Here is a 22,165-nt window from a genome sequence, read left to right as displayed (position 1 = left end):
TAAATCCTGTGAAATATAAAAATAAGTGGAAGTAAAAACCCATTTTTGAGATATTTTCTTTATTTATTATACTTTTATTACAGTAATTATTAAAGATTTTTGTCTTAAAATATAACATTTTAAATTTTACTAAAGGATAAAAATATGAAAAATTCCATTGAAAGTGAAGGGCAAATAACTGAAAGTAGGCGTGGATTCTTTACTAAAGTTGGAATAACGCTTTTAGGTGTTAGTGCTTTACCATTTCTAGGTAATTTTGCAGGGAGTGTGGCATTAGCTAATGAATTACCTGCATATCGTTTAAAAGATAAAAAAATGCTGAGGTATCACGGAGAGAAACCATTAACAGCAGAAACTGAAATTTATGCCCTTGATACAGATTTTACAAAGCCAGAAAATTTCTTTATTAGGAATAATGGAGAGCCACCTTCAATGGATAAAATCAAAGCAAGAATGCAAAAAGGTTGGACATTAGAAATTAGTGGAGAGAGTGTAAAAGAACCAAAAACTTATACTTTAGATGAGTTAAAGAAGAAATTTAAGCATTATACTTATGCCCTAACACTTGAGTGTGGCGGTAATGGAAGGGGTGAGGTTATCCCTAGCACAAAAGGGACACAATGGGGATATGGTGCGGTTGCGTGTGGTAGATGGACAGGTGTTAGAGTTAGGGATGTGTTAGAGGATTGTGGAATTAAGGATAATGCTGTATATATTGGTTATTATGGAATAGATATAAAATTAACTGGAGAGGAAGAATCACCAATTAGCAGAGGTGTGCCTATTAAAAAAGCTTTAGAGGATGAGACCTTAATTGCTTGGAGTTATGAGGGCAAAGATATTCCTTGGATAAATGGATACCCTCTGCGGTTAGTTTGTGGTGGATACCCTGCTAGTGCAAGCGGTAAATGGCTATCAAAGATTGTTGTTAGGGATAAGATTCACGATGGTGCAAAAATGCTAACTTCTTATAAGGTTCCTGTAGAGCCTGTGAGACCTGGAGATTTTAACTATAAAGGTGAGATGAGAATTATAGAATCTATGCCCGTTAAATCAATCATTACTAATATTAAAAATGAAGATAAAATTAAAGCAAAAAAAGAGTTTGAAGTTAGAGGAAAGGCTTGGGCTGGTGAGCTTGAAGTTGATGAAATTTATGTGAGTGTGGATTATGGAGTTACTTGGATTAAAGGAGAAGTGCAAAAACCCGTTAATAGACTAGCTTGGCAAAAATGGAGCACAAAAGTAAAGATTCCAACAAAAGGTTATTATGAAATATGGGCTAGGGCTGTCGATAGTGAGGGCAAGAGTCAACCTATGGTGTTAGCGCAATGGAATCCTAATGGGTATTTAAATAATGCTTGCCATAGAGTAAATGTTATGGGGGTATAAAATGTTAAAAAAAGTCATTGTTTTCATACTTTTTAGCCTCTCTTTCTTATTAGCTGAATATAAAATTAATCCTGAGAATGGGCTGATTATTGATGAGAATGTCGAACTTATTGAAAATAACTGCTTAGCTTGTCATAATTCTAGCTTGATTGTTAATATGAATGTTAATAGGGAAGCTTGGATAGCAACTATTCGATGGATGCAAGAATCAGAGGGGTTATGGGAGATTCCTGTTGATGATGAAAATAAGATTTTGGATTATTTAACGAAGCATTATGGAGAAAAATATAATACAAGAAGGCGTCTGCCTCTACCTGTATTATTAGAAAGATAAGATGTTATCTTTATATATGCACTAAAAGATATTAGAGGTTTAAGCACAAATATTTTATCTCTAAATATTCTTCTATCCCATATTTTGAACCTTCTCTACCAAGACCACTTTGTTTTATCCCCCCAAAAGGGGCTATTTCATTAGAGATTAATCCTGTATTAATCCCTACCATACCATATTCTAAAGATTCTGCGACACGCCATTGACGCTTATAATCTTGTGTGAAAAAATAAGCGGCTAATCCAAATTCCGTATCATTAGCATTAAAGATTACTTCCTCTTCGCTTTCAAATTTAAAAATAGGGGCTAATGGTCCAAAAGTTTCTTCTTTAGCGACTTTCATCTGTTGGGTTACATCTTTTAATAAAGTGGGTTGAAAAAAATTTCCTCCTAGATGATGGTTGCTTCCACCAACTAAAAGTTTAGCACCCTTTTGGAGGGCGTCATTAATATGTTCTTTAACTTTTAAAAGAGCTTTTTTATCAATTAATGGACCTTGATTTACTCCATCTTCTAAACCATCTCCGACTTTGAGTGTTGGTATTTTATCTATGAGGCCTTGGCATATTTTGTCATAAATTCCACTTTGGATATAGATTCTATTAGCACATACACAAGTTTGTCCGCTATTTCTAAATTTAGAATCCATAATCCCATTAATGGCATCCTCTAAATTTGCATCATTAAAAACAATAAAAGGTGCATTGCCTCCTAATTCTAAGCTTAGTTTTTTAATGCTAGAAGCACATTTTTGATAAAGCAGTTTTCCAACTTCTGTTGAACCTGTAAAGCTTAGTTTTCTAATGTCATTGCTTTGGCATAATATATCACTAATTTCTGTGGAATCTCCATTAACAACTATAAAGCAGTCCTCTAAGATTCCTGCCTCTTTAGCTAAAATTGCTAAGGCATAAGCACTAAGGGGAGTTTTAGAGGTGGGTTTTACAATAATTGCACAACCACTAGCAAGGGCAGGGGCAATTTTTCTAGTGATCATTGAGGAGGGAAAATTCCAAGGAGTGATAGCCGCACATACCCCAATAGGTTGTTTGAGTATTAGGAGTTTTTGTCCTTTTATTTTAGGGCTTAAAATATCCCCATCAACTTTCCTAGCTTCAGCGGCAAACCATTTAACAAAAGAGGCTGCATAAGTAATTTCTGCTTTTGCTTGTGCTAGAGGTTTGCCTTGCTCTTTTGTCATAATTTCTGCTAAAAAATCCTTTGATTGTAGAATAAGTGAATAAAATGTATAAAGTCTATCACAACGTTCTTCTGCTAACATATCTGCCCATTGCTTTTGTGCTATTTTGGCTTTTTGGATAAGGTTTTGTAAATCTTGTTTATGCGTGTTTTTGATGTAGGCTAAAATCTCTCCATTAGCAGGATTAATAACTTCAAAGCTATCTTTTTGTTTATCTTTAAAAATATGGGGATGATTAAATAAATCCATGAAAACTCCTTTGAAACATCTTATTCTTTTTCTTGTAAGTTTTGGTTTAAAATCAAAGAAAATTAATAAATTTTTTCTAAAATACTAAAAATGCTTTTCACAAGGTGAAAGAATGAGAAAAATAGTTTTTATTTGTTGTTTGGGATTTTTCTTTTATGCGTGTTCTAGCACAGATTATACGAATCGCTCACGACTTATGTTGCTTGATGAAAAAGAGGAGAAAGCCTTAGGCGAGCAAAGTGCAAAAGAAATTCTAAAACAATCTAAGCTTAGTTTTAATAAAGCACAAAAAGAAATGGTTGAACGCGTAGGGTGGAAAATAGCAAATGTTGTTAAAAGAGAGGATTTTGAATGGGAGTTTTATTTAATTGAAGAGGAGCAAAAAAATGCCTTTTGTTTGCCAGGAGGGAAAGTATTTGTTTATACAGGCTTAATGGGTATTATTGATAGTGATGATGAATTAGCGGTAGTTATCTCCCATGAGATAGCTCACGCTCTTTTGCGTCATGGTGGGGAGAGGATGAGTATGCAAACGCTTACCCAATTAGGTGGGAATATTTTAGGTGCTATTGTGGGAGTTCAAGCTCCAGCATATAGTTCGCTTATTAATCAAGCTTATAACTTAGGGAGTAATGTAGGAGTGATTTTGCCCTTTAGCCGCTCTCACGAATTAGAAGCTGATAAATTAGGTATTTTGCTTCTGCAAAAGGCGGGATATAATCCCCAAGCAGCCTTAAGCTTTTGGCAAAAGATGTCCGAAGATGGCAATAAAGGATCGGATTTTTTCTCTACACATCCAAGCGATTCTAAAAGGATTGGGGCTATACAAAATCTCTTAAAAGACAACGATTAAAAAGTGTAGTTCCTTATTTTAGTTTAGGTAATTTGTAGTAATTATGGAATTAGATTTTACTATTAACTTTAATGGTTTTGGTGTAAATGGTGTGAGTATTGTGAAGGATTGTTCTAACCATAAGAAAAAGAAATAAATGCAAGGCATAGTAGCTTAGGTGATTTTATGGGTTACCCTTATATTAACTTTAGGATTAATGAGGAAAACTTTAGATGTATTAGTTGCCTCTAAGGAGACTTTTAAACCCGATTCACTTTATTAGTAACTAAATCTTAGTTACTCTTTTCTCTTATAGAGAAAAGAGGTTTAAGCTAGAAGTGCGACTACCCCAAAACCTAATGCGACAGAGAGGAAAATTGCTAAAATACCAGGAATTAAAAAAGCGTGATTAAAAACATATTTACCAAGTCTTGTAGAGCCTGTATCGTCCATTTGCACAGCACCAAGTAGGGTGGGGTAAGTGGGTAAAACAAAAAGTGCAGAAACTGCAGCAAAAGAAGCGACAATTATATAAGAATCACCTGGGTTTGCAGCACTTATGCCAAGTGCTGCAATAACAGCAGGGGTAATGGCTTTTGCCGTTGCAGCTTGTGAATAAAGTAACATTGCAGCAAAGAAAAAAACTACAGCTAATAAGCTAGGAATTTTTCCAACCCAAACAGAAGCTAAATCTTTAATTGTATTAATATGACCTTCTACAAAGGTATTTCCAAGCCACGCTACGCCCAAAACACACACACAAGCAACCATACCGGATTTAAACACGCTTGTATCAGCAATTTTGCCCGGCTCTATTTTACAAAAAATCACAATAAAAGTTGCGACAGAAAGCATAAAGCTCATAATCGCGGCATCTCTAGGGACAATTACAGGGTCAATATAGCTTTTTACAATACTAGCTAAAACAGCAAGACTTGAATCACTTGCAATAAGAGAATTTACATAATTAAGCATAGGAAGACGCATTACATCAGAAATAGTTGTTGCATAAAATACAACCGCTAAAACACCAATTAAGAAAATAAGCACCGATAATTTAGCACCTTTTTTAAGCTCTGTGTGTTGTGTGCCTGCTGGAGCTTTTACTAAACCCTTAGCAAGCCTTTCTTGATAGATGGGATCTTTGCTTAAATCTAAATTTGAAAACATTGTAATGATAAAGGCAGTAAGCATACAACCAATAAAAGTCGTAGGAATCCAAATCCCAAGCAAAATAGGATAACTCCATCCTAGTGGTTCTAATACTCCACTCATATAAACTACTGCCGCACTTACAGGACTTGCGGTAATGGCAATTTGACTAGCAACAACAGCAATAGAAAGGGGAGCACTAGGTTTAATGTTTTGCTCTTTTGCTACCTCTACAATAACAGGAATCATTGAGAATGCTGTATGTCCAGTTCCTGCTAAAATTGTTAAAAAATAGGTAACAGTTGGTGCTAGATAATTAATATATCTTGGATTAGAACGTAAAATTTTTTCTGCAATTTGCACGAGATAATCTAGCCCACCAGCTAATTGCATAGCAGAAATTGCCCCAATAACAGACATAATAATTAAAATAACATCCCAAGGAATGTTACCTGGTTTCATTCCTAAAGCAAGCCCTAAAATAACAACTCCAATTCCACCGGCATAACCAATACCAATCCCACCTAAGCGAATACCGATAAAAATAGCACCTAAAAGAACAATAATTTGAAGCGCAAAAACAATTGTTTCCATAAAAACCTCTTTATTTTTTTGCTTTCATTTGAGGATTTAGCATATTCTGTGGATCTAAGATCTTCTCAATTTCTTCTTTGGGTAAATATCCTCTTTCTAAACAAATATCTCCTACAGCTTTTCCTGTTTGTAGAGCTTCTTTAGCAATGCTTGCTGATTTTTCATAGCCTAAGATAGGATTAAAGGCGGTAACAATGCCTATAGAGTTTAAAACTGATTTTTTGCAAGATTCTACATTCGCATTTAGTCCTTTTATGGCTTTTGATGCTAGGGTTTTCATAGCATTTTCTAAAAGTATTAAAGAATTAAATAACGCATAAGCAATACCCGGTTCAACCGCATTTAATTCAAATTCTCCTCTTTCAGAGCATAGCATAATCGTTGTATCATTGCCAATAACTTCATAGCAAGCCTCTTGCACAACCTCACAAATGACCGGATTAACTTTTCCTGGCATTATTGAACTTCCAGGCTGCATTTTTGGGAGATTAATTTCTCCTAAACCACATCTTGGACCTGAATTCATAAGCCTTAAATCATTCGCAATTTTGTTTAATCTCACGGCTGCAGTTTTTAAAACTCCACTTACAAAAACAAAATCTGCGGTATCTTGTGTCGCAGCAATTAAGTTTTCTGCGGGTTTAAAATTCCCACCGGTAATTTCATTAAGTTTTTTCTCAACAATATTTTTATAATCAGGATGGCAGTTAATCCCTGTTCCAATAGCAGTTGCACCCATATTTAAAGTACTCATTACTTCTTTTGCGTATTGCACCCTTTCTAAATCACTTTTAATATAACTAGCAAAAGCGTTAAAAGTATTCCCTAAAGTCGTAGGAACTGCATCTTCAAGCTCTGTTCTACCCATTTTAATCACATCTTTAAACTCTTTAGCCTTATTTTCAAGCTCTGTTTTTAATGTTTCCATAGCCTTAGTTAGATCACTAAGTTTGTTCCAAGTTGCTACTTTTATAGAACTAGGATAGGTATCATTAGTAGATTGCCCTAAGTTTGTATGATCGTTTGGGTGTAAGAATTGGTATTCTCCCTTTTTATGTCCCATACTTTCAAGAGCTATGTTTGTTAAAACCTCATTAACGTTCATATTTGTGCTTGTTCCAGCACCGCCTTGTATCATATCTACGACAAATTGCTCTAAAAATTCTCCTTGAATTAATCTATCAGCAGCCTTTGCTAGGGCATCAGCCTTCGTAGAATCTAAAACTCCTACTTCTTTGTTGGCTAAAATGGCAGCTTTTTTAATTTGTGCAAAAGCTTTGATGAAAAAAGGATAATTTTTTAATCTTCTACCGCTCATTTGAAAATTATCAAGTGCTCTAAAAGTTTGCACTCCATAATAGACATCATCAGAAATCTCTAACTCTCCAATAAAATCATGTTCTTTTCTAGTTCCCATTGTTAATGAACCTTTCTTTATGATATGGATTTGAATCTTAAAGCCTCTTAAAAGTTTAAGATTCATTGCAATAATACTACTCTTAAAAACATTATCAAAGTATTATCCTTAAAAACTATATTGCGAAATTTATATTCTTATAAGCTTTTCTTTAAGATTCCGCTTTTCTGTTCCTTTAGAATAATCCCAAATACTACAATGCTAGCACATAATACCCCTAGGGGGTTGGCACTCATTATGCCTTCAAATCCGTAGAATTTAGGTAAAACCAATACAAAGCATAAAGTAAACAAGAGGGTATAGGATAAGGTAATGATAAAAGAAATAAAGGTTTTTTGGATAGATTGGAAAAAGGTGGCACTTACAAGATTTATTCCCAAGAGTATAAAATTCATAAAATAAAGATTCATTGCCTTTTTTGTCTCTAAGGACAATAGGGCATCTCTTGAGGCAATATTGTCTTGCAAAAACCAAGGAATAACAAAAGAACCAAAGCTATAAAAAGCAATATATAAAATAATCCCCACTAAGAGACTAAATTTCAAACTAAAGTAAAAAACCTCTTTAACTCTTCTTAAAAGATTAGCTCCATAATTAAAGCTTGAAATAGGTTGAACTCCTTGAGCGACAGACAATAAAATTGTAAAAGGGATAATACTCATATACATTACAACACTATAAATAGAAATGCCTCTATCTCCAGCAATATTCATAATAGTATGGTTAAAAATAAGCATCATAATACTCATACTAATTTCTGAGCTACTTTGAGGAATACCATTTTTGGTTGCATTTAAAAGTGCATAAACATCAAAAGCCCTGATTAAAAATAAATCTCCTTTTTTTCGTAAGAAATGCTGTAGTAAAATACAAGCTCCAATGCTATGCCCTAAAATAGTGGCTAAAGCAGCTCCACCAATGCCAAAATCAAAAACAAAGAGGAATAGATAGTTTAAAAGAATATTCATACAAGAACCAACAATCATTGCCACCATTGCTAGAATGGGTTGCTTATCATTGATGGCAAAAATATCTAATGTAGGGTGCAGAACAATCACAAAAGCACCTAGATAAATAATTTCTGTATATTCTTTTACTAAAGGAAGTAAATTTGCGTTAGCCCCTAAATATAAAGCGACAAAGTCACTAAAATAATAAAGCGTAAATCCTCCTATAATAGAAGTAAAGAGAGCAAAATAAAAAACAGAGCTAAAGATAATCCTTGCCCTAAATGCTTTGCCTTTACCTAAAAAATAAGAACTCATTGCTGCTCCACCTACACTAAAGAGCAATTCAAAAGCAATAAGCACAGGAAAAATAGGCCACGCAATTCCAATGGCTGCTAGTGCATTTTCTCCTAATTTTTTACCCACAAATATTCCATCAATGGTAGAATAAGTAGATAGAGCAAGCATAGCCACTAAAGAGGGAATAAAATAAGATAAGAAAAGTCTAGGTATGGGTGTTGTTTTGAGGTTTAATTTCTTCATAAAATTCCTTTTTATACCCTATAAAGTTTTTGCAAATTCTAAGGAGGAGTGGATACTTAAATGAGGAGAGAGTAAGATTTTAGCCCTTGCTCCTAAAGAAGTTTTTGTATATTTTAGGGTTGTTTTTCCAATACATAGTGCGGTATAGTTTTTTTGCCATTGAAAGTTTAACAAAAAAGCTTCCACAGATGATGGTGCACTGAAAAATAAAATAGCATCTTTTTGAGGCATTAACTTTTCTTTTTGTGTTTGACTAAGTTTGATAGGTAGGGTTTCATAAAGGATAGATTCTAAAAGGTGAATCTGTGCATCTCCTAGTATTTCTACTAAAGAAGAAGCGATTTTTTTAGCCCTTATAAAAAGAGGTTTTTTGCCCTTTAGCTGATGTTGCAATTCCATAGCAAAAGAATTCCCATAAGATTGCGTCCCTATAAATTTCGCTTTTACCCCAAAATGTTCTAAAGTTTGATTGCTACCTTTACCTATCACATAGCAAGGAATTTTATGCCATTTCTGACCAGCATTTTCTTCAAGGGCAAAAATGGCGTTTTTAGAGGTAAAAATGAGGCAATTACATTGCTGTAATTTTAAAAAGAGTTGTTTATCTTGAAGTTGTTTAATTTCTAACAATTCTAAAAGGCTTATGGAGCTATCTAAATTTGTTGCCGTATTTCTTTTTGTGATATAATAGACTTTTTTCATTACTTTAAAATTCTATCAAATTTTACCCTTTTAAGGCAAGATTACAATGTATGTTAAAAACAAAAGCTTGGCGATTCCTTTTAGGTTTCTACCTAATCAAACCCATCAATTTTTTGAAGATTTTATTGTTATTGATTTGCGTTCTCGTGGATATTTTTTGATTAGTCATATACAAAATGCTCTTAATCTATCCTCCCTTAAACGTATTGCATTCATCGCACAGGAAAATAAAGATAAGAAAATTTTACTTTATTGCCATAGTGGTTCTAGTGCAGCAGAGTTTGGGAGTGAGCTTGTTAAGCAGGGATTAAATAATATTTATTATTTTGATGATAATTATTTTAATATTCCTAAAGAATATTTACAAAGTAATTCTTAAGTTTAAAAAATGTAGAAAAATTCGATATACTTCTGAATTTTAAGATAATTTTAAATTATATAAGGTTTCAAAATGGATTCCATTTTAAGAGTAGAGGAAGCTATTAAGGCTATTAAAAAAGGTGAGATGATTATTGTTATGGATGATGAAGATAGGGAGAATGAAGGAGATTTGGTTTTAAGCGGAATTTTTAGCACACCTGAGAAAATTAATTTTATGGCACAAGAGGCTAGAGGGTTAATTTGTGTTTCTATTACTAAAGAAATTGCTAATGTATTAGATTTACCCCCTATGGTAAGTCATAATAGTTCTAATCACGAAACCGCTTTTACAATTTCTATTGATGCTAGAGAGGCAAAAACAGGAATTTCTGCCTACGAAAGAGATTTAACGATTAATCTTATGTGCAGACCTAATGCAAAGCCAGAGGATTTTGTGCGTCCAGGGCATATTTTTCCCCTTATTGCAAAAGAGGGTGGAGTGCTAGAGAGGACAGGACATACAGAAGCCAGTGTAGATATTTGTAAATTAGCGGGGTTAAAGCCTATTAGCGTGATTTGTGAGATTATGAGAGAAGATGGGTTAATGGCAAGGAGAGGAGATAAGTTTTTAAGTGAATTTGCTAAAAAGCATAATCTTAAGATTCTTTATGTCTCTGATTTGATTGAATATCGCTTGCGCTTTGAGCAGCTTATATCAGCGATTTGTGAGGAAGAGAGTGAATTTTTAGGACATAAGGTCAAAAAAATACAAACTAAAGATCATTTAAATAGAATCCATACGATTTTTGCCTTTAAAGAAGTAAAGGTGCCTTTGGTAAAGTTCCATATTATTAGACCAGATTTAGCCTTTTTAGAAAATAAAGTCAGTTATAATGGGATTTTAAACGCTGTTAAGAGACTTCAAGAAGCAGGAGGGTATTTAGTTTTTTTACAAACAAAGGATCATAAAGATATTAAAGATTTAGGTATTGGAGCCCAGATTCTAAAATCCTTAGGCGTAGAAGATTTTAGATTGCTTAGTACTTCACATATGAATGAATATGCGAATTTAAGTGGTTTTGGTCTTAAGATTTTAGAACAGATTAAGGTTTAAATCATTTAAAACATTGCTTCAAAAGCCCTATAATGCTCCCAAGAATCCACAATATCTCGTCGGCATTTTTTAATATCTTGTAATTCATAATCTAAAAATTCTTTTAATTCCCTCTTTAAAAGTGGATTGGTAGCCACTATTTCTAAAATATCTTTTTCTTTAAGTTTAGCTTGATTATGCCTAAGAGTAGCTTCTTGCATTTCTAAGAGAATATTATTAATATAGTTAATAACTTGAGAAAAAACCTCTAAATTGCTTTTGAGTATTTTTAAGTCTTTAGGGTAGATAAGTAAGTGAATATTGAGATTTTGGGGTATAGAGAAAAACTCATTAATAGATTTTTGGGATTGGAAATGGATTGTTTGCTGGTAAGTGGTTATGGTAATTTCTATATTATGGGAGCTTATAGGAATAGTGATAATAAGGGGTAAAAATAAAAAAGATAAAGCATTATATGCCTTTTCTTCATAAAACGCCTTATCTTCTTCTTTAGGTTGTGGGAAACCAAAGGAGTGGGATAAGGTTTGCATTGTCTTAAAAGCCTTTTGTTGAGATAGCTCTTGTAAATCTATATAATAAACTTTATTTGCCCGCCTCCCTGTAAATAATTTTGTAATACTATAAAGCTTAAAATGTGCCATTATAATAAAGAAATGGGTTAGATAAATTTTAGGATGTTTTAAAGCTACTGTTTTAACCTGTAAATCGCCTAATGTTAGAGCCCTGAAAGTCTTTTGGTTAAAAAAGGTTTTGAAATCATCAAAAAGTTTAAAATGCACTTTTATATTATAAGCTTTATCGGAGTTTGTATGATTGAAAGCGGTTAAGAACAAAGAAAAGGGGTCTCTTACAGGCACTAATAAGGGGATGTTTTTGTGGATTCTAGCAAGAAGCTTTTGGGTATTGATAGTATCAAGATAATGGGTAGGTCTGAAATTTAGGGCTTTATAGGAATTGGGACTTAGAGCGTGAAAAAAATATTTTGTATAATAGATTTTTCTATTCCTAGTAAAATCACCTAATTTACCAAAATTGCTATTTAAAGATACTCCACATTTAGACAAAAAGGACTGAATCGCCATACTTCCACAAGCGTAATTTGCAATTAATAAGAAATGATAGGTCTTAGGTAGAGGGAGTCTCCAAATTATTGGAGAAAGAAGACAATAAAATTTATCTTTAATTTTATAGATTCTTTTATTAATGATATAGTTTATACACGCTTTCAATCCCTCTTTTTCATAAATCTTTCTAGTTAGTGATTGTTTCATTATATCCCTTAATTGGAGATTCCGCTTAATATAGGAACAAACGAGCAAATCTCTAGCTCTTCTTTGTTGGTTAAAGTTCCATTGTGTTTGCAAAATCGCGTAATGATTTGTTTGTCTCCTTGTTGCAAAGGAGCTACTAAAATACCTCCTTCTTGAAGTTGATGGATAATAGCAGGGGAGATTTCGTGAGTTGCGGCTGAAAAGAGGATTCTATCATAAGGTGCATAGGCACTCCAGCCATTTTGCCCATCATCTAGCTTGGTGTTAATATTGTTTAAGTTGCAGTGTTTAATCCTAACTCTTGCTTCATTTAAGAGTCTCTCAATGCGTTCAATACTAAAGACTCTGCGGATAAGACAGCTAAGGATTGCTGCTTGATAACCACTTCCACAGCCAATTTCTAAAACATTATCTGCACCTTCACATTGTAAGTATTCTGTCATTTTAGCTACTGTTAAAGGAGAGCTAATCCATTGATTGGCACCCATAGGAAGTGCATCAAGACTATAAGCAAGGTAGGCAAATCCATTAGGGGTAAAAATTTCTCTATCTATGCTTAAAAATGCCTGTTGCACTTTTTGGCTAATAGGAAATTCTTTAAGAATCTCACGCACCATATTCGCAGTTTTGAGACTTTGCATTATAACCCTATATTCATAAATTTACGCACTTTTGTAATATCATCAAAGTTTGCTTTATAGTTTATGATTTTCTTTAGATCATCATTAATAACATACCCAAAAGGTGTAATAATACAGCTTCCTTTTGCCATAGAATCATTAGCTCCATTGCTTGCCATTACAAAGCTTTGTGTCGTGATAGCAAGGGCTTTTGTAAGGGTTTGGAAATGATCTTTTCTTTCTTTTGCCCATTGTGCGGGGACAAATATTAAATCACATCCCTTTAAACGTTGCCATATCTCAATAAAACGCAATTCAAAGCAATTGATTGCTCCACATTTAAGTCCATCAAGATTAAAGGGTGTGATTTCTTCTATATCACCAGCTTGAAAATGTAAATGTTCATCGCCTAATGGAAAAAGTTTATGCTTATTTTGTAGATGGAGTAAATCCCCTTTGTGGAAGACTTTTAGGGTATTATAAAAGCCTTTATGGTATTGTTCAATCATTGATAAAACAATGGTTCTATCAAGGGATAATTTCAAAAGCACTTCTGTAGCCACTTTAGCAAATTCAGAGGCTTCCTCCATCCTTTGGTAACAGAAGTTTGTTAAACAAACTTCAGGGGCTAAAATAATAGATTGTGCTTCGCAATTTATAATAAGACTTTTTAGGTGTGCAAGATTTTCTTCAAAGTTTTGTTTGGTTTTGAATTGTAGGGTATAAAGACCTCTAGAAATCATCAAAGTTAATACTCCCTTTTGCGTAATTTGTAACATTTCCTTCAAAGAAATTTGTTTTTTGTTCATTAAAGGAGCTAAAAGATTCTACCCATTTAATAGGATGTTTAGCATTATAAATTTTAGGGAATCCTATGCGAGCTAGTCGAATATCTGCAAGATAGCGGACATATTCGTGAATAATTTCACTAGTAAGCCCTAGAATTTGTCCTTGTGTAATATAATCCCCCCAAGAAGATTCTACTTTAACCGCTTCTTTAAACATTTCAATTACTTCTTCTTCTAAATCTTTAGTAAAGATATGTGCCATTTCTTTTTTAAGGGATTTTATCATATTTTGGAATAATAATAAATGGGTAACTTCATCCCTTTGAATAAAGCGAATCATTTGTGCGCTTCCTAGCATTTTACCACTTCTTGCAAGGGTGTAAAAAAAGGCAAAACCTGAATAAAAATAAATCCCCTCTAAGATTTGGTTAGCAAACATTGCAAGGACTAGAGTTCTCTCTGTTGGGTCTTTAGCAAGTTGTTCATAAACATTGGCAATATAGTCATTTTTGCTTCGTAGTTGCCCATCAGTGCGCCACATTTCATAGATTTCATCAGTATTTGCAGAGATAGATTCTACCATAACAGCGTAACTTTGGGAATGGAGGGCTTCTTCAAAAGCTTGACGAACCAAGATCAAATTAATTTCTGGGCTTGTAATGTAGGGATTGACATTGTCAATGAGGTTATTAGTTTGGAGTGAATCCATAAAAATAAGTTGGGCTAAGGCTCTATCATAGCCTATTTTTTCCTCATGCGTTAGCCCCTCAGAATAATCGCGTTTATCTTGGGTCATATTGACTTCTTCTGGGAACCAAGAATTGGCAAGCATCACTTTCCAAAGGTTGTAAGCCCATTGATATTTAATTTTATTGAGTTCAAAAATGCTTGTGGGATTACCACCAAAGATTCTGCGTTCATTTACGCTTTCTTTAGAGTTTGGGTTATAAATTTTTTTTCTATTCATCATAAAATACCTTTGGTTTTTTAAGTTGGGATAATATAGACTCTTTTTTATAATGAGGATGTAAATGGAATGGAATAATAAAAAAATATTTCATAAAAAATACTTAATACTAAAGTGGTAAAAATGGTGAAAATAGCAAAGCTTCATATTGATGGTATGCATTGTAGTGCGTGTTCGGCAAGTATTCAAAGTAATCTTGAAAAAAACTCTAGTATTCTAAATACCAAAATTAATACCATTAGTGGCAAAGCCAAAATTTCTTATGAAGAATCCCAAATTTCCGAGCAAAAAATTATAGAGCTTATTACTTCTTATGGATTCCCTGCCTCTAAGGATAATAGTAAAGAAAGAGAGATGGCTTATATTCAAGGATTAAAAACGCGTTTATTAGTAGCCATTCCTTGTTTTCTTGTTATTTTCGTTTTACATATGGGAGGATTCCATAGCTTTTGGAGCTCTGCTGCAGAGCTTCTTTTGGCAAGTGTTGCACAATTTTATTGTGCAATGCCTTTTTATAAGGGTTCAATGAGCTTTTTTGAAACAAAAGTTGCGGATATGAATGTATTAATAGCCTTAGGTAGTAGCGTTGCATATTTGTATTCTGTTTATTTATTCTTTAGTGGAGCAAAAGGATATTATTTTGAAGGCTCTGCTTCGGTGATTTGTTTTGTGCTTTTAGGGGAATACTTGAAATCTAAGGCAAAAAAAAGTGCTAGTGAAGAATTAGAAGTTTTAGCAAAGATTTTACCCCCTAAAGCAAGACTTTTAAAAGAGGATAAAAAAGAATGGGTTGCAATTAATACCATAAAAAAAGGTGATAAATGTTTAGTGGTTAGTGGAGAGAAAATACCCCTTGATGGCAAAATCATACAAGGAGAAGCGGAGGTAAGTAGCGCACATATTAATGGTGAAGAATTGCCTAGTGTTTTAAGGGAAGGTAGTGAAGTTATAGGTGGAAGTGTTGTTATAAATGGGGAGATTATTGTGGAATCTTCAAAAGATTCTAGTGATTTTTTTGTTTATGAAATGTTAGATTTATTAGAGTTATCCCAAACACAAAAACCTCCTATTGGAATCTTAGCGGATAAAATCGCTTCTGTTTTTGTGCCTTGTATAGTTTTGCTCGCATTAGTGGCTTTTTTATTTTGGTTGCAAGAGAGTTTTGCTTTTGCTTTATCTATTGCTGCTTCTATTTTAGTAGTATCTTGTCCTTGTGCTTTAGGTCTTGCTGTGCCTTTAGCCATTGTTTGTGCAAGTATGCGGGCAAAGAGGAATGAAATTTTGATTAAATCCCCGGATGTTTATGAAAAAGCTAAACAAATTAAGTTTATGGTTTTTGATAAAACAGGCACTTTAACAAAAGGAGAAATTATCGTGCAAAAGGCGGATATTTTTGGCGATAAGAAAGAGATTTTATCACTCTCTAAAGCTATGCAAGAGGATAATCCCCACCCCATAGGAAAAGCAATTTTAGAATATACAAAAGAATTTACTACCCATGTAGTTTTGCAAAAGAAGGAATACCTTATCACTAAGGGTGTTAAAGCAGTCTTTAATCAAGAGGAATATTATTTAGGTTCATTAGCTTGGATACAAGAAATTCTTGGCAAAAAGGATATTGTTAAACAAGAAGAGGGTGTAGTTGCCCTTTGTAATAAAAAAGAGCTTTTAGCAGTTTTTTATTTAAAGGATTCTTTGAGGAAAGATGCAAAGGAAGTCATTGATTGTATTAAAAATCTAGGAATTGTGCCTGTAATTTTAAGTGGAGATAATTTAGCAAGTGTAGAAAAAATAGCTCAAGAATTGGGTATTAAAGAATATTTTGCCCAAACAACGCCTTTGCAAAAAAGTCAAAAGATTGGAGAGCTTAAAAAATTAGGAGGAGTGTGTTTTGTAGGGGATGGCATTAATGATGCTTTAGCTTTAGAAGAATCAAGTTTTGGTATCTCTTTTGCAAGTGCAACAGAGTTGGCTAAAGAAATAGGTGATGTTTTGCTATTGAAAGATGATTTAAAGGGCATTGTTGAGGTGTTTAAAATTTCTTTTGCGACTTTAAAGAATATTAAAGAGAATTTATTTTTTGCCTATGTTTATAATGTGGTTTTAATCCCTATTGCAGCTGGGGTGCTTTATCCTTTTGTTGGTATTGTTTTACAACCCTCACTTGCTGGAGCAGCTATGGCATTTAGTTCTGTTAGTGTTGTGCTTAATGCCCTTAGAATCTCAAGGTTAAAGTTATAATGGGTATCTTTAAAAAGGCTTTTTTAATCCTTGTAATAGGGGTTAAAGTTGGCTTTGGGTTAGAGTATTTTATCTTAGAGGAACAATATCTCTTTAAGGATACTAAGGTTTATGCAAAAGATGTTTTTAAGGAAGCCTCTGAAAATTTCTTGCTCTTTGAGATTCCCAAAAATGCTAATGTTTTTCAAATCAAAAGCTCACAATTAATAGAAAAGTTTGAAAATGTTGGAATCCATATTGGTGCTAAATCCCCCATTGTAACCTTTAAAAGAGAAGTTGGGGGGAATACTGATGGGATTAAAGCCCATATTGCGGGGCTATTTTTTCAACAATACCAAAACAATAATATCAAAATCCATTCTATTACCCTAGAGCAAATCACCGCTACGAATTTTAAAGAAGAAAATATTAAAACCATTGATTTTTCTACGCAATTATTAAAACGTAAAGAGGGGACTTTTAATATTATTCTTAAAGAGAGTGAGAGAGAGAAAAAGGTATTTTTTAGGTATTTTATTGATGCAACCTTAGAAGGCATTGTATTACTTAAACCTCTTAGTGGGGGGGAGAGTATTAATTACCAAAATGCAAAGGTTGTTGAGATTGCTTTAGATAAAATTAGTAGCGCGTTAATGCCAAAAAGTCAATTAGGTGAAGTTGCGGTGCGTTCTTACACTCCAAAAGATATATTAATTACAGAAGATAGGTTAGTAAAGCCAAGAGTTGTCAAAAAGGGAGATAAAATACTTGTAGATATAAAAGAAGGGGGGGTTGTTTTAGAGTTTTTCTTAGAAGCACAAAAAGATGGTGGGATTGGTGATGTGATAAAAGCTAAAGACTTAGGGAATAAAAAGGCTTATGAAGTTAAAATACAAAGCAAGGGGCGGGGAGAATTGTTATGAAACGCATTATTGTAGGCATTAGTGGTGCTAGTGCAGTGAATTTGGGGTTTAGATTCTTAGAAATTTTACCTTTAGAGATAGAAAAATATTGCGTAATCTCTAAAGGGGCTAAAGAGGTCTTAAAAAAAGAAAACCAAGCAATCCCGCAAGAAGTCCCCAACACTATTTATTTAGAGGATTTAGATTTAGGGGCTTGTATCGCAAGTGGTTCTTTTATCTGCGAAAGTATGGTTGTTATTCCTTGCTCACAAAATACCTTAGCAAAAATAGCCTATGGTGTTTCTGATACCTTAATTACTAGGGCTGCAAGTGTGATGATTAAAGAAAGACGCAATCTCCTTTTAGCGCCAAGAGAAATGCCCTTTAGCACCATTGCCTTAGAAAATATGGCAAAACTCTCACAAATAGGCATAATTATAGCACCACCTATTTTTGGTTATTATGCCGGGAGTAGTTTAAAAGAAATAGAAAATCTTGTTTTAGGGAAGTGGTGTGATATATTAGGCATTCCTTATGCTTATAAACGTTGGGGAGAGGGAGGATTAGAAGAATCTTTGAAAGAGCAAAGATAAGAAATATCCCTCAAATATTAAAAAGCCAAAGAGTATAAAGGCTAATATAAAAGCACTTTTACTTGTTGCGATGAGTTTTTTGAAATGTATTTGTAAGCCTAAAGCTCCCATTGCTGCGACAATACAAAGCACACTTAAAAATTGCAAAGAGCTTATAAGGGATTGAATAGTAATAGTTCCTAAAATAGGAGTTGCTTTATAGGGGCTTAGAAATGTATGGAGCATAATAGCACCTAAGAATAAGAATGCAAAATAAGGGATTTGTATAGTTTTGGTAGTAGATTGGGTGTGTTTTGTAGCATAAAAAGCCATAAAGAATAAAAATGGCACAAGCATAATTACCCGAATCATTTTAATGATAATAGCAGTATTAGCAGCCTCTTGTGAAAATCCTCCCATATCCTTAGCTATCTCTGCTGCACCTACTACATTGGCAACTTCGTGTAAAGTCGCTCCCATAAAAAATCCCATAGAATTTTCATTAAGTTGGGGAATAAGGTCAGAATAAAAGGCTATGGGGTAAGAGAACATACCTATAAGACCAAAAATAACGATACAGCTAATAGCAATCATTCCTTTAAAAGAATCAGATTTTAAGGTTGATTCTAAGGCTAAAATTGCAGCTGCACCGCAAATTGCACTACCTGCACCCACTAGCATAGAAGTTTCTTTATCAAGTTTTAAAACTTTAATACCAATAAACAAAGAGATTAGAAAAATGCTAATAACTACCATAAAAGCAGCTATTAATCCTAATAAACCAACATTTCTAAGTTCATCAAAAGTAATAAAAAAACCATAAAGAATAATGCCTAATTTAAGAAGTTTTTTCGCACTGAAATGCACCCCATTTCCTAAAATTTGCTGGTATTTGAAAAAAAGCGGAGATAAGCATACCCCTATTAAAATAGCAATGGCTGTAGGTGCTAGATGTGTTGTATTATGAATGGCTGGAATACTTGATAAATAGGTAGATAAAGCAACAATACCACCAACTAATAAGAGACCTTGTATATTGTGAGTGAAAAAAGTTTTAAGAGAATTCATAATAGCTCCTTATAAATTTTTGGAGGTATCATATCCTTTTTTTATCAATAATAAAAATATATTAATATTATTAAAATCATAAAAAATATAGATTTATTTAAGAGAATCCCAGTATAATGCTAGTTTTAAAAGGAGAGATTTGAATGAGAGTGAAAGATTTAGAGATTTTTTTGGATATATTAAAGACCAAAAGCCCTACACTCACTGCAGAGAATTTTAAAACTACTCAACCTAATGTTTCTATTATTATTAAAAATATTGAAAACACGATTGGCAGCCCTTTATTTGAACGTTTGGGCAAACGTTTGCTCCCTACTTCTAAAGCTTTGTTATTAGGTGGATTATGGCTTGAAGTGGTAGAGGGTTATTATAAAAGTTTAGAGGTCATTGGTGAAGAGGGAATGTTTTTGGGTGAGATTCGTATTGTTTCAACACATACTATTGGGGAATATTTTTTACCTCAGATTTTGTATGAATTTGCTAAAGAATACCCTAAGGTTAAGGTTATTTCGCATAGCCATAATACAGGGGAGTGTTTGAATCTATTAAAAAAGGGGGAAGTGGAGTTAGCACTTATAGAGGGTGAAATTACTAAGGAATATGCTAAAAGTGAGGGGTTAATTGCAGAAGTGTTAGGGAAGGATGAATTAGTTGTGGCAAGTAATGATTTTATTTTAGCCTCTAAGCCAAGATATATTGATGAGCTATTAGACAAAAAATGGATTCTTAGAGAATATGGCTCTGGATTGCGGGATAAATTTTTGAACGCTTTAGGGGATATGGGTAAAGAAATTCCCATTTTTTTAGAATTAGATAGAACGAATGCTATTAAGGATTTAGTGATTACTAAGGGTGCAATTTCTGTTTTTTCTAAAATTGCTATTACAAAGGAGATACAAGAGAAAATTTTATTTCCTATAGAGATTATCAATGTTAATTTAGAGAGAAATTTATATAGCTTGAAACGTTCTGCCCAGCTTTCTAGTGCGCTTTTATTGAAATTTGAAGAATGTTTAATAGAGGCTTTTATAGCTATAGCCAAATCTTAAGTTAAGCTTACAATTATCTTAATATTCATTGTGTATAAATTCTAGTTTTTAAATATTACTTCTTATTGGTTTCCGCCAATCCTAAGTTTAAGGGGTAGTTTTATTTCAAAGTGCAAATTTTAAAAGTGAAGTGCTTTAAAGTGCGATAAAATAGAAGTTTGTTCTTTAAAATACTTCGATTTAAAATGGAAAATTAAGTTTAGATTTTTTCACAAAATGGCTATTTTTTCACAAAACATCACAAAATCAATCACAAAACACCCTTAAAAAAGTGGCTTAAACCTCGTATTAAACGCTATTAAAAACACTCACAAAAATCATCACAAAATTGCTGGACAACTAGGAAACATTTAAAGTGCGGTTTTTTTGAAGTAGCCTACAATACAGCCTATAATCTCAAAATTTTTACCCTCTAAATCTATGGGTTGATATGCCATATTATCGCTAAGAAGCCTTATTGTTGGTTGTTTTTGTAAGCGTTTAATATATAGCTCATCATCAATGCGGGTTACGCAAATTTCGCTTTCTTTCACTGCTTTTTTCTGCACCAAAACATAGCAATCCTGCGGTAGTGTAGGATACATAGAATCCCCTATACTTCTAATAATAGACAAATCTTTAAAAGAAATAAGCCCAAAATACTCACGCAAAAAGTCCTTACCAAAAGTCATTACACGGCTTGTTTCTGCCTCATTATATGCACCTCTTCCTGCACTTGCTGTTGTATCCTCGTAAAAGGGAATGGATACAATATCATCGTTTAAGGTTTGGGGCAGAGATACACCCTTGCTGGACATATCGAAAGCAGTCATTATTTTTCTAAACATTCCCACCTGCATACTATCTTCTTCTTGTTTGTATTTTCTTATGGTTCTCTCTGAAACGCCGAGCATTTTGCTAGTTGTATTTGTGTAATTCCTTTAGTTTCTCGTATTTCTCTCAACATAAACAAAAACCTTTTAAATAATAGGATATTTTTTTAAAGAATATTAAAAAATAAATAAGAATAAATAACACTCAAAGGACAAATAACATTTAATATTCTAAAACATTAATAAACAATATTAATATAAATAATATAAGCAAGAATAAGCAATACTCAATAATATTCAGTAAAAAATGAGTAAAACAAACCAACCCTAACCAACCAATAACCCTACTAAAGTTTTCTTATATACAATGAAAGAAAGCTTGATTGAAACTAAATAAACCTAAATAAACCTTAAGATAAAAGAATCTTATAAAACCTACCTAAACATTACTACTTAAAAGAGCTAACCTAACTAACCAAATAAACCTAAACCAACCAACTCAACAAACCCTAACCCCCTTAATCTTAAAACCTTACAAACAAGAGTAGGAAACCTAGCTTTGATAAACAAAGCTGTCCTAATTGCTTGTAAGGTTTTAAACTTAAGGGAGTAAAGAAGTAAGAGAGTTAAAGAATCTACCACATATAATTAAACTTCCCATATCCTGTATGCATAGTTGTATTCTTAGTCCAATTCATCCCATAATTTAAAGAGAAATAAAAAGCATCATTTAAAGGAATAACTAAAGTAGTCCCTAGAGCATATTCTAAATTATCTAATTTACTCTCTCCTCCTCCATAATACCCTATATTAGAATATCTCCCTTTAGGATTAGCAACATTAGGATTAATAGTCCAATCTACTCCTGCATACACTAAAGTCTTAAAATGTTTATGCCAATCACTATAAAAAGAAAGAGAGGTTTTAGTTTTAAATAAATTCATCTTATGGGTATAACTCCTTCTTGTAATAGTATTAATAGCATTATTCATAGTATAAGCCTTAGAATATCCTCCATTATAACCTAAACCTATCTCTGGAGTTAAAGTATGCTTAGTA

20 protein-coding genes and 1 pseudogene are annotated in these 22,165 nt (G+C 33.1%); 9 read left to right on the top strand and 12 right to left on the bottom strand.

Features of this window, described 5'->3' with window-relative positions:
• The first annotated feature begins 144 nt into the window (after nucleotides 1-144).
• A complete protein-coding gene (gene sorA / locus LS72_RS02055) occupies nucleotides 145-1,392 on the top strand; it encodes a sulfite:cytochrome c oxidoreductase molybdopterin oxidoreductase subunit (protein WP_052087240.1) in 1,248 nt (415 codons plus the stop codon).
• A gap of 1 nt (nucleotide 1,393) precedes the next feature.
• Nucleotides 1,394-1,726, top strand: a complete 333-nt coding sequence (locus LS72_RS02050; RefSeq protein ID WP_034553115.1) for a hypothetical protein — start codon at nucleotides 1,394-1,396, stop codon at nucleotides 1,724-1,726.
• A gap of 31 nt (nucleotides 1,727-1,757) precedes the next feature.
• Here the strand turns inward: LS72_RS02050 and LS72_RS02045 are convergent, their stop codons facing one another.
• Nucleotides 1,758-3,176, bottom strand: a complete 1,419-nt coding sequence (locus LS72_RS02045; protein WP_034553117.1) for an NAD-dependent succinate-semialdehyde dehydrogenase — start codon at nucleotides 3,174-3,176, stop codon at nucleotides 1,758-1,760.
• Between the two features lie 112 nt (nucleotides 3,177-3,288).
• Here LS72_RS02045 and LS72_RS02040 point away from each other — a divergent pair, with 112 nt between their 5' ends.
• Nucleotides 3,289-4,029 carry a M48 family metallopeptidase gene (locus LS72_RS02040; RefSeq protein WP_052087241.1) on the top strand — a complete coding sequence of 247 codons (741 nt, stop codon included), beginning with the start codon at nucleotides 3,289-3,291 and terminating at the stop codon, nucleotides 4,027-4,029.
• Between the two features lie 306 nt (nucleotides 4,030-4,335).
• Here the strand turns inward: LS72_RS02040 and LS72_RS02035 are convergent, their stop codons facing one another.
• From LS72_RS02035 to LS72_RS02020, 4 genes are all read right to left on the bottom strand, one after another.
• Nucleotides 4,336-5,754, bottom strand: a complete 1,419-nt coding sequence (locus LS72_RS02035) for an anaerobic C4-dicarboxylate transporter (RefSeq protein WP_034553120.1) — start codon at nucleotides 5,752-5,754, stop codon at nucleotides 4,336-4,338.
• Between the two features lie 10 nt (nucleotides 5,755-5,764).
• Nucleotides 5,765-7,171, bottom strand: a complete 1,407-nt coding sequence (locus tag LS72_RS02030) for an aspartate ammonia-lyase (RefSeq protein WP_034553123.1) — start codon at nucleotides 7,169-7,171, stop codon at nucleotides 5,765-5,767.
• 137 nt (nucleotides 7,172-7,308) lie between these two features.
• The gene (locus LS72_RS02025) at nucleotides 7,309-8,661 is read right to left on the bottom strand and encodes an MATE family efflux transporter (protein ID WP_034553126.1); all 1,353 of its coding nucleotides are present in this window, start codon (nucleotides 8,659-8,661) and stop codon (nucleotides 7,309-7,311) included.
• A gap of 18 nt (nucleotides 8,662-8,679) precedes the next feature.
• Nucleotides 8,680-9,363, bottom strand: coding sequence for a uroporphyrinogen-III synthase (locus LS72_RS02020; RefSeq protein WP_034553129.1), 684 nt, complete (start codon nucleotides 9,361-9,363; stop codon nucleotides 8,680-8,682).
• A 46-nt stretch (nucleotides 9,364-9,409) separates the two neighbouring features.
• Here LS72_RS02020 and LS72_RS02015 point away from each other — a divergent pair, with 46 nt between their 5' ends.
• Nucleotides 9,410-9,742, top strand: coding sequence for a rhodanese-like domain-containing protein (locus tag LS72_RS02015; protein WP_034553132.1), 333 nt, complete (start codon nucleotides 9,410-9,412; stop codon nucleotides 9,740-9,742).
• A gap of 72 nt (nucleotides 9,743-9,814) precedes the next feature.
• On the top strand, nucleotides 9,815-10,837 hold the full coding sequence (locus tag LS72_RS02010; protein ID WP_034553135.1) for a bifunctional 3,4-dihydroxy-2-butanone 4-phosphate synthase/GTP cyclohydrolase II: 1,023 nt from the start codon (nucleotides 9,815-9,817) through the stop codon (nucleotides 10,835-10,837).
• A 5-nt stretch (nucleotides 10,838-10,842) separates the two neighbouring features.
• Here LS72_RS02010 and LS72_RS02005 read toward each other — a convergent pair whose 3' ends face one another.
• Genes LS72_RS02005 through LS72_RS01990 form a run of 4 tightly spaced genes read right to left on the bottom strand, consistent with a single transcriptional unit; the run spans nucleotide 10,843 to nucleotide 14,486 of the window.
• Nucleotides 10,843-12,108 carry a DUF2972 domain-containing protein gene (locus LS72_RS02005; protein WP_034553138.1) on the bottom strand — a complete coding sequence of 422 codons (1,266 nt, stop codon included), beginning with the start codon at nucleotides 12,106-12,108 and terminating at the stop codon, nucleotides 10,843-10,845.
• Between the two features lie 8 nt (nucleotides 12,109-12,116).
• Nucleotides 12,117-12,749 carry a protein-L-isoaspartate(D-aspartate) O-methyltransferase gene (locus LS72_RS02000; RefSeq protein WP_034553142.1) on the bottom strand — a complete coding sequence of 211 codons (633 nt, stop codon included), beginning with the start codon at nucleotides 12,747-12,749 and terminating at the stop codon, nucleotides 12,117-12,119.
• Complete coding sequence (locus tag LS72_RS01995; RefSeq protein ID WP_034553161.1) at nucleotides 12,749-13,471, bottom strand: carbon-nitrogen hydrolase family protein; 723 nt, start codon at nucleotides 13,469-13,471, stop codon at nucleotides 12,749-12,751. Before LS72_RS01995 ends, LS72_RS02000 begins: the two co-directional genes overlap by 1 nt.
• Entirely contained in the window at nucleotides 13,461-14,486 is a 1,026-nt protein-coding gene (locus tag LS72_RS01990; RefSeq protein WP_084590130.1) for a ribonucleotide-diphosphate reductase subunit beta, read from the bottom strand. The genes LS72_RS01995 and LS72_RS01990 overlap by 11 nt, the downstream gene beginning before the upstream one ends.
• A gap of 120 nt (nucleotides 14,487-14,606) precedes the next feature.
• Between LS72_RS01990 and LS72_RS01985 the strand changes: the two genes are divergently transcribed.
• The 3 genes from LS72_RS01985 to LS72_RS01975 are packed head-to-tail and all read left to right on the top strand — an operon-like array spanning nucleotide 14,607 to nucleotide 18,198.
• Nucleotides 14,607-16,724: a heavy metal translocating P-type ATPase gene (locus LS72_RS01985; protein ID WP_034553145.1), complete on the top strand. Its 2,118-nt coding sequence runs from the start codon at nucleotides 14,607-14,609 to the stop codon at nucleotides 16,722-16,724.
• A complete protein-coding gene (gene flgA / locus LS72_RS01980) occupies nucleotides 16,724-17,626 on the top strand; it encodes a flagellar basal body P-ring formation chaperone FlgA (RefSeq protein WP_034553148.1) in 903 nt (300 codons plus the stop codon). The genes LS72_RS01985 and flgA overlap by 1 nt, the downstream gene beginning before the upstream one ends.
• Nucleotides 17,623-18,198, top strand: a complete 576-nt coding sequence (locus LS72_RS01975) for a UbiX family flavin prenyltransferase (RefSeq protein ID WP_034553152.1) — start codon at nucleotides 17,623-17,625, stop codon at nucleotides 18,196-18,198. The genes flgA and LS72_RS01975 overlap by 4 nt, the downstream gene beginning before the upstream one ends.
• Here LS72_RS01975 and LS72_RS01970 read toward each other — a convergent pair.
• Nucleotides 18,169-19,245: a putative sulfate exporter family transporter gene (locus LS72_RS01970; RefSeq protein WP_034553153.1), complete on the bottom strand. Its 1,077-nt coding sequence runs from the start codon at nucleotides 19,243-19,245 to the stop codon at nucleotides 18,169-18,171. The genes LS72_RS01975 and LS72_RS01970 overlap by 30 nt on opposite strands.
• 143 nt (nucleotides 19,246-19,388) lie before the next feature.
• Between LS72_RS01970 and LS72_RS01965 the strand changes: the two genes are divergently transcribed.
• Entirely contained in the window at nucleotides 19,389-20,294 is a 906-nt protein-coding gene (locus tag LS72_RS01965) for a LysR substrate-binding domain-containing protein (protein WP_034553155.1), read from the top strand.
• A gap of 350 nt (nucleotides 20,295-20,644) precedes the next feature.
• Here LS72_RS01965 and LS72_RS01960 read toward each other — a convergent pair whose 3' ends face one another.
• Together LS72_RS01960 and LS72_RS10710 are read right to left on the bottom strand one after the other, a co-directional pair.
• Nucleotides 20,645-21,187: a S24 family peptidase gene (locus LS72_RS01960; protein ID WP_138154940.1), complete on the bottom strand. Its 543-nt coding sequence runs from the start codon at nucleotides 21,185-21,187 to the stop codon at nucleotides 20,645-20,647.
• Nucleotides 21,188-21,741: 554 nt separating this feature from the next.
• Nucleotides 21,742-22,165: pseudogene (locus LS72_RS10710) on the bottom strand (autotransporter outer membrane beta-barrel domain-containing protein); the annotation flags it as partial.

The sequence above is a fragment of the Helicobacter apodemus genome, assembly GCF_000765745.2.
GTDB classification, from domain to species: Bacteria; Campylobacterota; Campylobacteria; order Campylobacterales; family Helicobacteraceae; genus Helicobacter_D; species Helicobacter_D apodemus.
The sequence above is the reverse complement of the archived record's forward strand: the minus strand, read 5'-3'. Positions and strand labels throughout refer to the sequence as shown.

What these genes read in the sequence shown, in the direction of transcription:
- LS72_RS01990 (WP_084590130.1), bottom strand. Translation starts at nt 14,486, where the DNA reads ATGATGAATAGAAAAAAAATTTATAACCCAAACTCTAAAGAAAGCGTA.
- flgA (WP_034553148.1), top strand. Translation starts at nt 16,724, where the DNA reads ATGGGTATCTTTAAAAAGGCTTTTTTAATCCTTGTAATAGGGGTTAAA.
- LS72_RS02035 (WP_034553120.1), bottom strand. Translation starts at nt 5,754, where the DNA reads ATGGAAACAATTGTTTTTGCGCTTCAAATTATTGTTCTTTTAGGTGCT.
- LS72_RS02010 (WP_034553135.1), top strand. Translation starts at nt 9,815, where the DNA reads ATGGATTCCATTTTAAGAGTAGAGGAAGCTATTAAGGCTATTAAAAAA.
- LS72_RS02045 (WP_034553117.1), bottom strand. Translation starts at nt 3,176, where the DNA reads ATGGATTTATTTAATCATCCCCATATTTTTAAAGATAAACAAAAAGAT.
- LS72_RS01985 (WP_034553145.1), top strand. Translation starts at nt 14,607, where the DNA reads ATGGTGAAAATAGCAAAGCTTCATATTGATGGTATGCATTGTAGTGCG.
- LS72_RS02000 (WP_034553142.1), bottom strand. Translation starts at nt 12,749, where the DNA reads ATGCAAAGTCTCAAAACTGCGAATATGGTGCGTGAGATTCTTAAAGAA.
- LS72_RS02015 (WP_034553132.1), top strand. Translation starts at nt 9,410, where the DNA reads ATGTATGTTAAAAACAAAAGCTTGGCGATTCCTTTTAGGTTTCTACCT.
- LS72_RS02050 (WP_034553115.1), top strand. Translation starts at nt 1,394, where the DNA reads ATGTTAAAAAAAGTCATTGTTTTCATACTTTTTAGCCTCTCTTTCTTA.
- LS72_RS01970 (WP_034553153.1), bottom strand. Translation starts at nt 19,245, where the DNA reads ATGAATTCTCTTAAAACTTTTTTCACTCACAATATACAAGGTCTCTTA.
- LS72_RS02040 (WP_052087241.1), top strand. Translation starts at nt 3,289, where the DNA reads ATGAGAAAAATAGTTTTTATTTGTTGTTTGGGATTTTTCTTTTATGCG.
- LS72_RS02005 (WP_034553138.1), bottom strand. Translation starts at nt 12,108, where the DNA reads ATGAAACAATCACTAACTAGAAAGATTTATGAAAAAGAGGGATTGAAA.
- LS72_RS02025 (WP_034553126.1), bottom strand. Translation starts at nt 8,661, where the DNA reads ATGAAGAAATTAAACCTCAAAACAACACCCATACCTAGACTTTTCTTA.
- LS72_RS02020 (WP_034553129.1), bottom strand. Translation starts at nt 9,363, where the DNA reads ATGAAAAAAGTCTATTATATCACAAAAAGAAATACGGCAACAAATTTA.
- LS72_RS01995 (WP_034553161.1), bottom strand. Translation starts at nt 13,471, where the DNA reads ATGATTTCTAGAGGTCTTTATACCCTACAATTCAAAACCAAACAAAAC.
- LS72_RS01965 (WP_034553155.1), top strand. Translation starts at nt 19,389, where the DNA reads ATGAGAGTGAAAGATTTAGAGATTTTTTTGGATATATTAAAGACCAAA.
- LS72_RS01960 (WP_138154940.1), bottom strand. Translation starts at nt 21,187, where the DNA reads ATGCTCGGCGTTTCAGAGAGAACCATAAGAAAATACAAACAAGAAGAA.
- sorA (WP_052087240.1), top strand. Translation starts at nt 145, where the DNA reads ATGAAAAATTCCATTGAAAGTGAAGGGCAAATAACTGAAAGTAGGCGT.
- LS72_RS02030 (WP_034553123.1), bottom strand. Translation starts at nt 7,171, where the DNA reads ATGGGAACTAGAAAAGAACATGATTTTATTGGAGAGTTAGAGATTTCT.
- LS72_RS01975 (WP_034553152.1), top strand. Translation starts at nt 17,623, where the DNA reads ATGAAACGCATTATTGTAGGCATTAGTGGTGCTAGTGCAGTGAATTTG.